Source organism: Gilliamella sp. ESL0405 (assembly GCF_019469205.1).
Taxonomy (GTDB): Bacteria; Pseudomonadota; Gammaproteobacteria; order Enterobacterales; family Orbaceae; genus Gilliamella.
Window position 1 is genome coordinate 2,085,643 of the sequence record NZ_CP048265.1, and the last position, 13,444, is coordinate 2,099,086.

The following is a 13,444-nucleotide window of genomic DNA, read 5'->3' on the forward strand; positions in this document are numbered from 1 at the left end:
TTTATTTTCTATAACATTGCTCATCATTTTAGATATTTAGATTTATGAACAGCACACATTCTCAAGGCTTATCTTTCTGGCTAGTTTTTCTAATGGCTTTTGCAATTGGCGTGACTATCGCCAGTAACTATTATGCGCAACCCTTATTACACTCAATCACCCATGATCTGCATATCGCTGTTGAACACGCCGGCTCAATTATTATGACCGCACAACTCAGTTATGCTGTTGGTTTACTGTTTATTACGCCGCTAGGCGATATGATAGAGCGTAAGCGGTTAATCTTAATTTTAATGCTGCTATCCACCTGCGGATTAATCATCAGCGCCTCATCGCAAAATTTATGGATGCTTATTGTCGGAACGGCTATGACCGGACTATTTTCGACCGTTGCACAAGTATTGATTCCCTTTGCTGCAACCTTAGCCAAACCTGAGCACCGTGGCAAAATTGTTGGCACATTAATGAGTGGTATGCTACTTGGCATTTTATTAGGTCGAACTTTTGCCGGTGCCATTTCAACCATTGCTGATTGGCACTATGTTTATTGGATTGCAACCGGCATTATGCTCATTGTTACTTTCCTGCTTTGGTTATCTCTGCCTCGTTATCGCAATCATATCAGTATCAATTATCTGCAACTGCTATTATCAATTGGTGCGCTATACAGACAAGAGCCAGTATTAAAAATACGCTCTTTACTTGCCATTACCTCATTTGCACTATTTTCACTACTATGGACACCGCTAGCCTTTTTATTAACCGATGCGCCTTACCACTATTCAGATTTTATTATTGGTTTATTTGGATTAGCCGGTGCAGCAGGTGCTTTAGGCTCACCTATAGTCGGTAAATTATCTGATAAAGGAAAAGGCAAAACCGCAACCACTATCGGGTTAGCGCTTTTGTTAGCTTCATGGTTACCACTTTCATTGGCACAATATTCGATTATTGCTTTGATATTAGGTGTCATTTTATTAGACTTTGCGGTACAAGTGACGCACGTATCAAGTATGAGCGCAATCTACCAAATCAGACCCGAAGCCAGAAGTCGAATCAATACCGGATATATGGTGAGTTATTTTGCCGGAGGCATGCTGGGATCGGTTGGCTCAACTTATCTTTTTAGTCATTATGGTTGGATCGCCATTGTTATAGCCGGCACTATTTTAGGCATTTTAGGACTTATTATTTGGTATTTTTATACTAAAACATATACAATTTCTGAAACTTCTTGACAAGAATTAACCAATGCGGGCTGATTTATTTCTCTTTTGCCGATCAAAATATAGGCATTTAGCTATTTAAAATAGCCAAACTCAGTGTACTATATCGATAGCAAGATTAAATAAGTTTTAGACAAAAAGATTAGAGAAGGAGTCAAAAATGGCTAAAATATCGTATCTTAATACTCCATTTACTATCAAAAATTTATCATTAAAAAACCGCATTGTCATGCCACCAATGTGCCAATATCAAGCAACCAACGGCCTACCTAATGATTGGCACTATGTCCACTACGTCTCCCGAGCTGTTGGCGGTGTAGGATTAATCATTGTTGAAATGACCAATGTTGCGCCTAATGGGCGAATCTCGCCTTACTGCCTCGGTTTATGGAATGATGAGCAGCGTGATCAATTTAAACGGATTGTCGATGCGGTGCATGCACAAAATGGTAAAATTGCGATACAAATTGCCCATGCGGGTCGTAAAGCGCTGGGGAGTGATGATGTTGTTTCATGCTCAGCGGTGCGCTATGACGGCGCCAACGAAGCGCATAAACAGTGGGAATATCAAATGCCAAGAGAGCTTTCAAAGGATGAAATTATCAACATTATCGAAAAATTCAAACAGTCAACCAAACGCGCAGTTGAAGCTGGCTTTGATGCAATTGAAATCCACGGCGCTCACGGTTATTTGATTCATCAATTTAGCTCACCAAAAACCAACTTAAGAACCGATGAATATGGTCAAGACAAATTATTATTTGGTGAGCAAGTCATCAAAGCGGCCAAATCGGTGATGCCAAAAGATATGCCATTAATTATTCGCTTTTCGGCGCAGGAATATGGAAAAAATGGCTATGGTGTAGATTATGGATGCCAGATCGCCAAACGATTTTCGGAAGCCGGCGCTGATGTGCTCGATGTCAGTGGTGGTGGCGACGGACAGCTTGATCCGGTAAATACGCCAGATTTTCACGCCGGTTATCAAGTCTATTTAGCTCACGCAGTTCGACAAACCACAAATTTACCGATTATCTGCGTAGGAATGCTTGAAGATCCTTACTTAGCTGATTACGTATTAAGTACCGGCGATGCAGATCTGGTGGCAATTGGTCGGGGATTACTACGTGATCCTTATTGGCCATTACGAATCTCCGCATCACCATTTATTCCGTCATCTTATCAGGTGGCTTTTAAATAGTTTGATTTACCCCTGTAGCTTGCTAACTCTGCTGCTTAGTATTATTTAGTTTTAGACTACTAAGCTTAATAGTTGGCTACAGGATGTTAATTTAGAAACGATATTAAATATGCATTGCATATTTAATTAACTGTTTTTTCAGCGGTAAGCAGTTATCAATAGCATTCATTCCAACTGTTCTTAAAGCCTTTTTCAATAAATTATCGCCATTAAACATATCTTGAATGGTGCGCATTGCAGTTAACATAATCAACGTATCTTTACGGCGCTTGAACTGGAAAGCTTTTAAATTAGCGACTAAGCCAATATCTTGCCGGGCATCTTGCAATTGTTTAATGGTGGAAACTAATAACGCAGAATCTTGAAAACCTAAATTAACGCCCTGTCCGGCTAAAGGATGAATAGTATGCGCAGCATCACCAATTAACACTAATCGATGTTTAATAAATTGCTTAGCAAACCTTGCTCTTAATGGGAAAATCATTCTTGGATTAACCAACTGACATCTTCCAACCTTATCACCGGTTAAGCGAAACAGTTCATCAGCAAACACCGATTCTTGCATTGATTTCAACATTTCGGCATTTTCAGGTTTTGTTGACCAAACTAAACAACTTTTATTAGATTGCCACAATGGTAAAAAAGCAACAATGCCATTAGGGTAGAAAATTTGCCTTGCACACAATTGGTGTGGATATTCGGTTTCAACGGTTGTAATCAAAGCATGATGAAGATAATCCCGTTCAATTAATGAAATCTTCTCTTGTTTTCGAATCCATGAGTGCGCCCCGTCAGCTCCCACTATAAGTTTAGCTTGTATAACGCTATTATCAGCTAATGTTAATAACGCATTATCCTGCTCAAAAACGCTGGCAACAGCTTCATGGGTATAAATTGCAATATTCGGGCAAGCTTTAGCATATTGATAAAGATAGTGACACATAACATGATTTTCGATGATGTAACCCAAATTAGGATAACCATAATCACTCGCATGCGCAGATAAGTGAGCTTGACCGTTTTTTTCCCATACGCCAATTTCAATAAATTCTTGAACACGATTACTGGCATACAACTGATCCCATATACCAATTTGAGCAAAATAGCGTTGGCTTGCACCATTAATAGCTGAAGCTCGAACACCCAAATTATCGGCAACCAGATGTTGGTATTGCTCAATTTTGCTATCAACGATAGCAATAGTTAAATCATAGTGGCTAAGGGCGCAAGCGGTGGCTAAACCAACTAAACCGCCACCGACAATAGCGACATCAAATTGTCTGTTCATAAACGGCAATATCGTTATTTATTATCAAGTTTATCATTATTACTGTTTACTTCGGTTTCATCATCATTTAATGCCTTTTTAAAGCCTTTTAATGCCGAACCTAAGTCAGTTCCTAAATTACGTAATTTTTTGGTACCAAAGATTAATACCACTACAGCAAGGAACACTAAAAGATGTGGGATACTAAATGACATAATAAAAACCTCTTATAAAGATATATCACTATTTTGCTTGAGTTTAGATTAGAAAAATAGATCTTCAATGAAGTGAATGATTATACTCTTTTTAGGGCAGGATTTCAGGAATAGTTAACACAGAATAAAAAAAAAGACCTGTATAAAACTATACAGGCCAACATGAAATATAAGGAATATAAGGAAAGAAAACAATGAAAAATCCTTACCCTGCTTATTATCCATTTTTTTTCGCTTAAGTCAACGTTTTTTCTTTGATGTTTGCTATATTTAATAAAAACAGCCAAAATTCAAAATAAATTATTTAAAAACATATAGTTGTAAATATTTGATTTGATGATTTATTCACCCAACATTATTTGATCAATGTCAAATAAATAGCAAAAATAGAATAAAAACCAATATAGTAACCTGAAAAGCACAGAAAAACACAATTTTATGAACGGAAAAAAATAATTCGATTTTTTTCTAAAAATACTCGGTACTTTTTATTTTTAAACGAAAAGAACACCAAAACTCACAATATAAAACGAATTAATCACAGAAATTTAAGAAAAACAGCGTATCTTTTAATTATTAATATAATCAAATATGTAAAAGTTCTAAAATTTGCACTATAATTAACGAACGGATGAGAAAAGAAAAACGAGATAGAAGTGAGTATGATTAAAAATAACAATGTCAAAACATTTAAAGATAGATTACACAGCTCAATGCAAGGTTTATCCGTTTCTGCCTTCGCAAAAAAATGTGATATGTCAGAAACTGTCATACGTGATTATTTATCTGGTAAAACCTACCCTTCGCTTACCCGTTTAGAGGTGATTGCTGAAAAATGCAATGTATCTTTTAACTGGCTTGCAACTGGCTATAAATTTGATTTATTAGATCCTAAACATGATGAAGATGTTCACAACGAAAATATCTATCGCATTCCAGTTTATAAAAAACAGTTACCCACCAAAGAAGAGGCTCAAAGTCAGCGCTATGTGCGTGAAACACCACCAGTTATGAATTATCCGGTTCTTGAAGGTTGGGCTTCTCACCGTGGCTTAGATATTAAAAAATTAATTATCTATTGGGCTAAAGGTGATTTAATGGCACCGGATATAGAAAATAACAATGGCTTGATTATTAATACTGAACTGACCGAAATTATTGACGGCGCCATTTATTTAATCGAGTATGAAAATTTTACTCTATTAAGAAAAATACGTTTAACCCTCGGAAAGTGGATTTTAATTTGTAATAACGATCAATATCCAACAATTGAAGTACCTAAAGCGCTTTTTGAAAAATATCATATCGTTGGTCGTGTGGTACAAATAATTAAAGACGTATATTAATAGAATAATTAGCAATCTATCGCCTTTGAATATATAATCAATTAAAGAGGAAAGATTAAACATTTTTCCTCGCTTAGCCATTAATTTTTCTTAATTTCAGTAATGATAGGTGTGTACTCAATTGATTTTTTTATTTAATTCATAATATTCATTAGTGCAAAAGTAAATTAGAAAAATATCTGCACTTTTCTCACGTTTTTATTTTATTGATGCTCTCATCAATATCTAACCTTTTTACTCATTAGGTCTTATATGTATCGATTTTTTGAAAAATTGGTGTCACCTTATCCAAAAGATGAACCGCAACCGACAGCTAACAGCTTTTTTAGTTTTATTTGGCAATCGACTAAAGGTATACGCCTTTTTATGCTGCTATTAATTATACTTAGCGGGTTAAGTGGCGCATTTGAAGCCTTTTTATTTGCCGTTCTGGGTAAAGTTGTTGACTGGTTATCTGAAATTGATCCAAGCCAATTTTGGCAACAAGAAAAAGCAACCTTGATATTAATTAGCTTAATCATTTTAGCCAGTACCGTCATAGTTGCATTACAAACCATTATTAAACACCAATCTTTAGCCGGTAACTTTCCGATGAGAATGCGCTGGAAGTTACACCGCTTAGTCCTTAACCAAAGTATGCGCTTTTTTCAGGATGAATTTGCCGGACGAATATCGGCAAAAGTGATGCAAACAGCGCTTGCAGTTAGGGATACCTGCTTTTTAGTTGCAGATATATTTGTCTACGTGCTGATCTCATTTATCACCATGGCCGCTATCATCGGTCAATTAGATCCGTGGCTATTGCTACCATTTTTAGTTTGGTGTGTGCTTTATGGTATTTCGATGTATTACTTTATTCCACGCTTAAGCAAAGTTGCCAGTATGCAAGCTGATGCACGCTCAACGATGACCGGGCGAGTAACTGATGCTTATACTAACATTATGACAGTAAAATTATTTTCTCACGCCGGCAATGAAGCCAAATACGCTCAAGAGTCAATGGATGAATTTCTAGTCACAGTCAATAAACAGATGCGACTGGTAAGCAGTTTTGAAATCGTCAACCATTTACTCTCAGTATTATTAATACTTGGCACAACAGGCGTGGCGCTTTGGCTTTGGACAAATCAAATTGTCGGCATTGGCGCAATCGCCATTACCACAGCCGTTGCACTGCGATTAAATGGCTTTTCACACTGGATCATGTGGGAAATGGCTTCACTATTTGAAAATATTGGCGTAGTGAAAGACGGCATTAACACCTTTTCAGCAGCGAAAACAGTGGTGGATGAGCCTAATGCCAAAGCACTTAAAGTCACTGAAGGTAAAATTGAATTTAAAGATATCTACTTTGCGTATGATAGCAAAGTTCAAAACTCCATTATTGATGATCTTAATTTGACAATCAGGTCCGGTGAAAAAATTGGCTTAGTCGGTCGTTCAGGTGCCGGTAAATCAACACTGATTAACTTATTGTTGCGTTTTTACGATCTACAAAAGGGACAAATTACCATTGACGGGCAAGATATCGCTTCGGTCACTCAAGAGAGCTTACGCTCACAAATTGGTATGGTTACCCAAGATACGTCATTGCTGCACCGCTCAGTGAGAGAAAATTTGCTATATGGCAATAATCAAGCCAGCGAAGAAGAGATGATCATCGCCGCTAAAAAAGCCCATGCCGATGACTTTATTCAAACCTTAGTCGATGCGAATGGCAGAACCGGTTATGATGCCTTTGTTGGAGAACGGGGGATCAAATTATCCGGTGGACAACGACAACGAATTGCCATAGCTCGGGTGATCTTAAAAAATGCGCCGATCTTACTGCTTGATGAAGCAACCAGTGCATTAGATTCAGAAATTGAACAAGCCATTCAAGAATCTCTATACACTTTAATGGAAGGGAAAACCGTGATTGCCATTGCTCATCGATTATCGACAATTGCGGCAATGGATAGATTGGTCGTACTTGATCAAGGTAAGATTATTGAACAAGGTACACATCAACAATTGCTCGATAAAAACGGACTTTATGCGCAACTTTGGAAACATCAAAGTGGTGGATTTTTAGCAGACAACATTTAATCATCTGCTTGACAAGAAGTTTCAGAAAACATATACGTTTTAGTAAAAAACAACTATGTTTTCTGAGTTATTCGCTAAGATTACTTGATAAAGTTTTTATAAAAATCTGATTCAAACTTCATAATCGCACCATTTTTAGGCTCACCTTTAGTATCAGCTTGATAGCCGGTTAGCAGTTGCACAAAAGCGACATATTTACCGTCTGATTTTTTAATAAATCCAGCTAAATTATAGCTCCCTTGTATATAACCGGTTTTAGCCATAATCGCCTCTTTGAAAGGTGACTGGTTAAAACTTTTACGATTTTGCAATGTGCCGTCAACGCCGGCAATCGGTAGTTTTTCAATCAAACCTAAGCTACTATTTTTCGCTAAAGTATATTGCAACACTTCCATTAATTTATCAGCGCTTACCAAATTGAGGCGTGATAAGCCTGAACCGTCGGCAAGAACCAGATTTTCCAGATCAATACCCGCTTTTTTGTGTAAGATTTGTTTCACCGCATCACCACCATTGCGCCATGTACCCGGCACATTATAGTAATGAGCGCCTAATGTTCTAAAAATAGTATCAGCATATAAGTTATTAGACTTTTTAAGCATCACGGTTAACAGTTCAGATAGCGGCGCTGATTGGCTTGAAGCTAATAAGGTAAGTTTTGCATTACTCTTTTGGTTTCTTTCAATGATTTGCCCGCTGTTGCTTATTTTTTGCTTTTGAAGCTCGCTTTTTAAAACAGCGCTAAAGTAATCAACCGGATCGATGACAGCAAACTTTAACGCGGTTTTATCAGAGCTTGAAGCAATACATCCTTTTAAATGATAGCGATTTTTATCAGCATATTTTACGTCAAGCTCACAATATTTATCTTGTAAATCTTTACTTTTTGCCGCAATGGTTTTAACTTCACTTGTCACAATAACCGGAATACCTGACGATACCGAAACCGAAGCTGTCGCACCGACTTTATTTGGCGTGACAGTTGCATAAAAACAGTTATCATCGATTATCGCCGCTGAAGGCGGTGCATTAAAGCAAGCGGTTAAATTGTTCCACGACCAACCTTCTGCTTTATCGTGACTGGTAAAGATTGATGTGTCTAAAATCACTTTCCCTGAAATTTTTTCAATTCCCTTTTGACGTAATTGCCCAATCATTGCTTTCAATCTTTCTCGGTTAAACGTTGGATCACCACTTAATTGCACAATCAGATCGCCGTTAAGTTGCTTATTGCTAATACTGCCACTCGTTTGCATTTTAGTCACAAAACGATAATCGTTGCCTAATTCAAGTACAGCAGCTAAAGCGGTTATCACTTTTTGGGTGCTTGCCGGTTGTTTAAATTGGTCGCTTTTATATTTTGCCAATGTTTTAGGTTTGCTATCCACTGTTTGCACTAAGATTGACAGATCACTTCCCTTAGGTAATGTGGAAATATACGGCTCGACCGATTGAGCCAGACAGAGATTAGAAAAGAATAAAACCAGGAATAAAATAAAGACTTTGAAATTTGTCATTACAATATGCTCGAAAAGTTTATTAAATGAAACAATGGAATAGGGACAATAAATATATCTTTTTTTGATATGCCTATCAATATATACTCAACCACTTTTATAATTATATTTAATTAAATATTATCCGTTATCGTAACGTGCTAAATTATTACAAAAAAAGAATTCGAAATTAGGTGATAAAATTATGATTCAACACTCATTAGGGTTTCCAATAGAAACGGTTGTTATATTTATTGTGCTTGCCTTAACTGCCATCATTATTGATTTATATGCTCACCATAAAGACAAACCGATCAGCTTAAGCAATGCGATTTTATGGTCACTATTTTGGGTAGCGGTTGCTTTCGTGTTTGCGCTTTATTTATATCTTCATCATGGCGGTGAAGTGGCAAGTCTATTTATCACAGGCTATGTACTTGAAAAAGCCCTTTCGGTGGATAATCTTTTTGTGATCATGGCGCTTTTTTCATGGTTTACTGTACCAAATAATTATCGCCACCGTTTACTTTACTGGGGGGTGATTGGTGCAATTATCTTCCGTGCTATTTTGGTTATAATCGGTACCGGTTTATTATCATTAGGACCATGGATGGAAATTGTGTTTTCTGTCATTGTCGCTTTCACGGGCTTTATGATGCTGAAAAATCAAGGCAATGATGAACAGATAAAAGATTACTCCAACCATTTTGCTTATCGCATTGCCAAACGCCTGTTCCCTGCTTTTCCTAAAATTGTTGGGCATCACTTTTTTTTAACACGCGAGCAAGTCAAGGTTGAACTGGCAAAACCTGAAAATAGCCAATTAAAAGATAAACTGCCGAAAAGCCGTTTTTATGCAACGCCTCTATTTCTCTGTATTGTGGTTATCGAACTGAGCGATGTCATGTTTGCCTTTGATTCGGTACCTGCCGTTATAGCCGTTAGCCAAGAACCTTTAATTGTGTACAGTGCCATGATATTTGCTATTTTAGGGCTTAGAACGATGTATTTTGTTCTCGAAGCAATGCAGCAATATTTAGTGCATTTGGGTAAAGCGGTTGTCTGTCTACTGTTTTTTATTGCAATTAAATTAGCGCTAAATGCCAGCAATCATCTTTTCGGATATGGTATAGATATTAGCCCAACTGTCAGCCTTTATGTTGTATTGGCAATATTAGCCATGGGTATTGTTGCAAGCTTTATCTTTCCACAAAAAACACCTAAAACAGATAAATGATAATTGCTAACTTATTGAAGGCGATCGGCAGCTAAGCTGCCGATACAAAAAAGGCTTATTGACGTTTTAATGAACGAATAAAGTAACTTACCCCAAGAATAACAAACCAAATAGGGGTTGCAATTAGTGCATGGCGAGTATCAGCTTCTAACGTCAGTAACACAATAACAAATGCAAAAAATGCCAGACAGATAAGACACATCAAAATCCCACCGGGCATCTTAAACGATGACTGTTGATGCAAATCGGCTTTTTTGCGGCGATAAGCAATATAAGAAATAAGAATCATCGACCAAATAAACATAAACAATATAGCTGAAATAGTGGTCACAATAGTGAACGCTTCCATTACATTCGGTACCAGATAGATAAGTACGACGCCACCTAATAAGCACATGCACGAGAACAGCAATCCATTTGCCGGTACTGAACGACGTGATAACTTACCAAAAGGCTCAGGCGCATCTTGTTTTTTAGCCAATCCAAACAGCATCCGACTAGTTGAATAAATACCACTATTTGCTGAGGAGGCGGCTGATGTGAGCACAACAAAATTGATAATACTTGCCGCAGCAGGTAGACCGATCAACGTAAATAGCTCAACAAATGGGCTTTTATTTGGTGAAATAAATGTCCACGGCGTTACGCTCATAATAATAATTAATGCAAAAACATAGAAAAAGATGATACGTGCCGGAACAGAATTGATAGCACGAGGAAGATTCTTGTTAGGATCTACGGTTTCAGCAGCAGTTGTACCAACCAATTCAATTCCAACAAATGCAAAAATGGCTATTTGGAAGCCGGCAAAAAAGCCCATAGTGCCGTGAGGAAAAAACCCACCATAATCCCAAAGATTAGAAAACGCCGCTGTCGTATTGGTCTGTTCTGAATGATAAGCGGTAATAATTAAAACCAAACCAATTGCAATCAAAGCTAAGATCGCCACAATTTTAATCATCGAGAACCAAAATTCGGTTTCGCCAAACATTTTTACCGTTAATAAATTCAAGGTTAATAATAAAATAACCGTTAACAGCATCGGGATCCAAGATTGTAATTGCGGGAACCAATGTTGAGCATAGCCAGCAATTGCAACCACATCGGCAATGCCGGTAATCACCCAGCAAAACCAGTAAGTCCAACCGGTAAAAAATCCAGCCCATGGCCCTAATAGATCATTGGCAAAATCACTGAATGATTTATATTTTAAGTTGGATAGAAGAATCTCTCCCATAGCCCGCATAACAAAAAATAGAATAAAGCCGATAATCATATAGACAAAAATAATCGATGGCCCCGCTAAGCTAATGGTCTTACCAGAACCCATAAACAAGCCGGTACCAATTGCACCACTAATTGCGATTAGCTGAATATGCCGATTAGAGAGATTACGCTTAAGATCATTGTTTGTGGATGTGATACTCATTGCTTTGATTACCTTTCGTTTTACAATTTTCGAATTTTTGGAAGTATAGGACTATAAAGTCTATGGCGCCAGATCGCAAGCTGAAATGTTATGAAAACTTTTTATGGATCAATGATAATTATTGGTAGTTTCTTATAATGGAATTGTGTAGCATAGCTAACTATGATTAATAACTGACTAAAAATAATGGCTAAGATGAAAGAAAACAACCACTATTACCGTATTTATACCGTATGTCTTTTACTTGTATTATCACTTCTGACCGGTTGCCAAAGCGGTTCAGGTAAACAAACAAAGCAGTATCAAGACGGTCAATTACCGTTAGCTTTGAACATTAGTCACCCCAAATTAGATACGCCAGTTAATATTTCCGATTATATTATTCAAGTTGAAAAAATAAAGTTAACCTCGCCTTCATTATACCGAAAAAATGAACATATTTATAAAGCGGTTGATGCATGGATTAACCGATCATTAGGTGCACATGAATTTGATAAAATTGGGCTAAACAGTTACGAAATGGGCGGACAAGACGGCTATGGAAATGTTCATTTAACCGGCTATTACACACCGGTTATCAAAGCCCGGCACAAACCTACAGGCAGATTTAAATACCCAATCTATAAAATGCCAGCCAGCAATAGTTTTAAAGGACAATTACCTAGCCGTGAGCAGATCTATAATGGTGCTTTAAATGGCAAAGGATTAGAAATTGCCTACAGCGACTCGCTAATGGATAACTTTATTATGGAAGTACAAGGCAGTGCTTATATTGATTTTGAAGATGGCACACCTTTAGTATTTTTCTGCTTTGGTGGCAAAAATGGGCATGGCTACTCAAGTATTGGGCGATTACTGGTTGAACAAGGCGAAATTGATAAAGATAAGATGTCAATTCAAGCAATTAAAAATTGGGCAAAAACCAAAAATGAAAAACAGCTTAAGGCGCTATTAATTCAAAACCGATCTTTTGTGTTCTTCAAACCACAATACAACGCCGAAGTTAAAGGGGCTGCTGCTGTGCCTTTAATTGCTAATGCGTCAGTTGCATCAGATAAATCATTAATTCCAACTGGATCAGTGGTGTTAGTCGATGTACCGTTACTCGATAGCGACGGGCAATATCGAGGAAGACGTGAAGTGCGTTTAATGGTGGCATTGGATGTCGGCGGAGCGATTAAAGGACACCATTTTGATCTCTATCTAGGAATTGGCGACAAAGCAGGCAAGCTTGCAGGATTTTATAACCATTATGGTCGTGCATGGGTAATAAAACCTTAAACTATCGGCATCGACGCCAATTAAAGAACCTGCTAAAATAGACCAAAAAGTAGATTTAAGGATAATTCATGAGATTATGCGATCGAGATATCGAAGCGTATTTACAAAGTGGTAAATTAAAAATTACGCCACAACCAGCTGCAAGCTGTATAAATGGTGCAACGGTTGATGTGCGCTTAGGCAATCAATTTCGTACTTTTAGGGAACATACCACCCCTTTTATCGATTTAAGTGGTCCAAAGGAGGAAGTATCCGCCGTACTAGAACGTGTAATGAGCGAAGAAATGATATTACCGGAAGGTGATGCCTTTTATCTTCACCCCGGTGAACTTGCATTAGCGGTAACTTTAGAATCAGTGACGATTCCCGATGATTTAGTCGGTTGGCTCGACGGCCGTTCATCATTGGCAAGATTAGGATTAATGGTGCACGTCACGGCTCATCGGATCGATCCCGGTTGGCAAGGACAAATCGTATTAGAGTTTTACAATTCAGGAAAATTACCATTAGCGCTAAGACCCGGCATGACCATTGGCGCATTAAGTTTTGAAACATTAACAGGCCCCTCAGCAAGACCATACAATCGTAGAGAAGATGCAAAATATAAAGACCAACATGGCGCAGTCGCCAGTCGTATTGATAAAGACTAATACAGTTT

Annotated in this window: 11 protein-coding genes; 7 read left to right on the plus strand and 4 right to left on the minus strand. The window is 37.6% G+C overall.

All coding sequences use genetic code 11. The features are described 5' to 3' along the window. The first annotated feature begins 44 nt into the window (after positions 1-44). The gene (locus GYM74_RS09090) at positions 45-1,238 is read left to right on the plus strand and encodes an MFS transporter (RefSeq protein ID WP_220217906.1); all 1,194 of its coding nucleotides are present in this window, start codon (positions 45-47) and stop codon (positions 1,236-1,238) included. A 148-nt stretch (positions 1,239-1,386) separates the two neighbouring features. Next, positions 1,387-2,427, plus strand: coding sequence for an NADH:flavin oxidoreductase/NADH oxidase (locus GYM74_RS09095; protein ID WP_220217907.1), 1,041 nt, complete (start codon positions 1,387-1,389; stop codon positions 2,425-2,427). 103 nt (positions 2,428-2,530) lie between these two features. Here the strand turns inward: GYM74_RS09095 and GYM74_RS09100 are convergent, their stop codons facing one another. After that, a complete protein-coding gene (locus tag GYM74_RS09100) occupies positions 2,531-3,715 on the minus strand; it encodes an FAD-dependent monooxygenase (protein WP_220217908.1) in 1,185 nt (394 codons plus the stop codon). Positions 3,716-3,729: 14 nt separating this feature from the next. After that, positions 3,730-3,912, minus strand: coding sequence for a Sec-independent protein translocase subunit TatA (gene tatA / locus GYM74_RS09105; RefSeq protein WP_220219647.1), 183 nt, complete (start codon positions 3,910-3,912; stop codon positions 3,730-3,732). 659 nt (positions 3,913-4,571) lie between these two features. On the opposite strand from tatA, the gene GYM74_RS09110 reads away from it, so the two are divergent. Further along, positions 4,572-5,255: a LexA family transcriptional regulator gene (locus GYM74_RS09110; RefSeq protein ID WP_220217909.1), complete on the plus strand. Its 684-nt coding sequence runs from the start codon at positions 4,572-4,574 to the stop codon at positions 5,253-5,255. Positions 5,256-5,507: 252 nt separating this feature from the next. After that, the gene (locus tag GYM74_RS09115) at positions 5,508-7,343 is read left to right on the plus strand and encodes an ABC transporter ATP-binding protein (protein ID WP_220217910.1); all 1,836 of its coding nucleotides are present in this window, start codon (positions 5,508-5,510) and stop codon (positions 7,341-7,343) included. A gap of 80 nt (positions 7,344-7,423) precedes the next feature. On the opposite strand, the gene dacB is transcribed toward GYM74_RS09115, so the two are convergent. After that, positions 7,424-8,860: a serine-type D-Ala-D-Ala carboxypeptidase gene (gene dacB / locus GYM74_RS09120; RefSeq protein WP_220217911.1), complete on the minus strand. Its 1,437-nt coding sequence runs from the start codon at positions 8,858-8,860 to the stop codon at positions 7,424-7,426. A 184-nt stretch (positions 8,861-9,044) separates the two neighbouring features. On the opposite strand from dacB, the gene GYM74_RS09125 reads away from it, so the two are divergent. Continuing rightward, entirely contained in the window at positions 9,045-10,076 is a 1,032-nt protein-coding gene (locus GYM74_RS09125; RefSeq protein WP_220217912.1) for a TerC/Alx family metal homeostasis membrane protein, read from the plus strand. 55 nt (positions 10,077-10,131) lie between these two features. On the opposite strand, the gene cycA is transcribed toward GYM74_RS09125, so the two are convergent. Next, on the minus strand, positions 10,132-11,532 hold the full coding sequence (gene cycA / locus GYM74_RS09130) for a D-serine/D-alanine/glycine transporter (RefSeq protein ID WP_324099764.1): 1,401 nt from the start codon (positions 11,530-11,532) through the stop codon (positions 10,132-10,134). Between the two features lie 159 nt (positions 11,533-11,691). On the opposite strand from cycA, the gene mltA reads away from it, so the two are divergent. Next, positions 11,692-12,786: a murein transglycosylase A gene (mltA, locus tag GYM74_RS09135; RefSeq protein WP_255556121.1), complete on the plus strand. Its 1,095-nt coding sequence runs from the start codon at positions 11,692-11,694 to the stop codon at positions 12,784-12,786. Between the two features lie 68 nt (positions 12,787-12,854). Continuing rightward, a complete protein-coding gene (dcd, locus tag GYM74_RS09140; RefSeq protein WP_220217914.1) occupies positions 12,855-13,436 on the plus strand; it encodes a dCTP deaminase in 582 nt (193 codons plus the stop codon). The last annotated feature ends 8 nt before the right edge of the window (positions 13,437-13,444 follow it).

Excerpts from the sequence above, each read along its gene's own strand:
- GYM74_RS09110 (WP_220217909.1), top strand. The coding sequence starts at position 4,572 with ATGATTAAAAATAACAATGTCAAAACATTTAAAGATAGATTACACAGC.
- GYM74_RS09090 (WP_220217906.1), top strand. The coding sequence starts at position 45 with ATGAACAGCACACATTCTCAAGGCTTATCTTTCTGGCTAGTTTTTCTA.
- GYM74_RS09095 (WP_220217907.1), top strand. The coding sequence starts at position 1,387 with ATGGCTAAAATATCGTATCTTAATACTCCATTTACTATCAAAAATTTA.
- GYM74_RS09125 (WP_220217912.1), top strand. The coding sequence starts at position 9,045 with ATGATTCAACACTCATTAGGGTTTCCAATAGAAACGGTTGTTATATTT.
- GYM74_RS09100 (WP_220217908.1), bottom strand. The coding sequence starts at position 3,715 with ATGAACAGACAATTTGATGTCGCTATTGTCGGTGGCGGTTTAGTTGGT.
- mltA (WP_255556121.1), top strand. The coding sequence starts at position 11,692 with ATGGCTAAGATGAAAGAAAACAACCACTATTACCGTATTTATACCGTA.
- dcd (WP_220217914.1), top strand. The coding sequence starts at position 12,855 with ATGAGATTATGCGATCGAGATATCGAAGCGTATTTACAAAGTGGTAAA.
- GYM74_RS09115 (WP_220217910.1), top strand. The coding sequence starts at position 5,508 with ATGTATCGATTTTTTGAAAAATTGGTGTCACCTTATCCAAAAGATGAA.
- dacB (WP_220217911.1), bottom strand. The coding sequence starts at position 8,860 with ATGACAAATTTCAAAGTCTTTATTTTATTCCTGGTTTTATTCTTTTCT.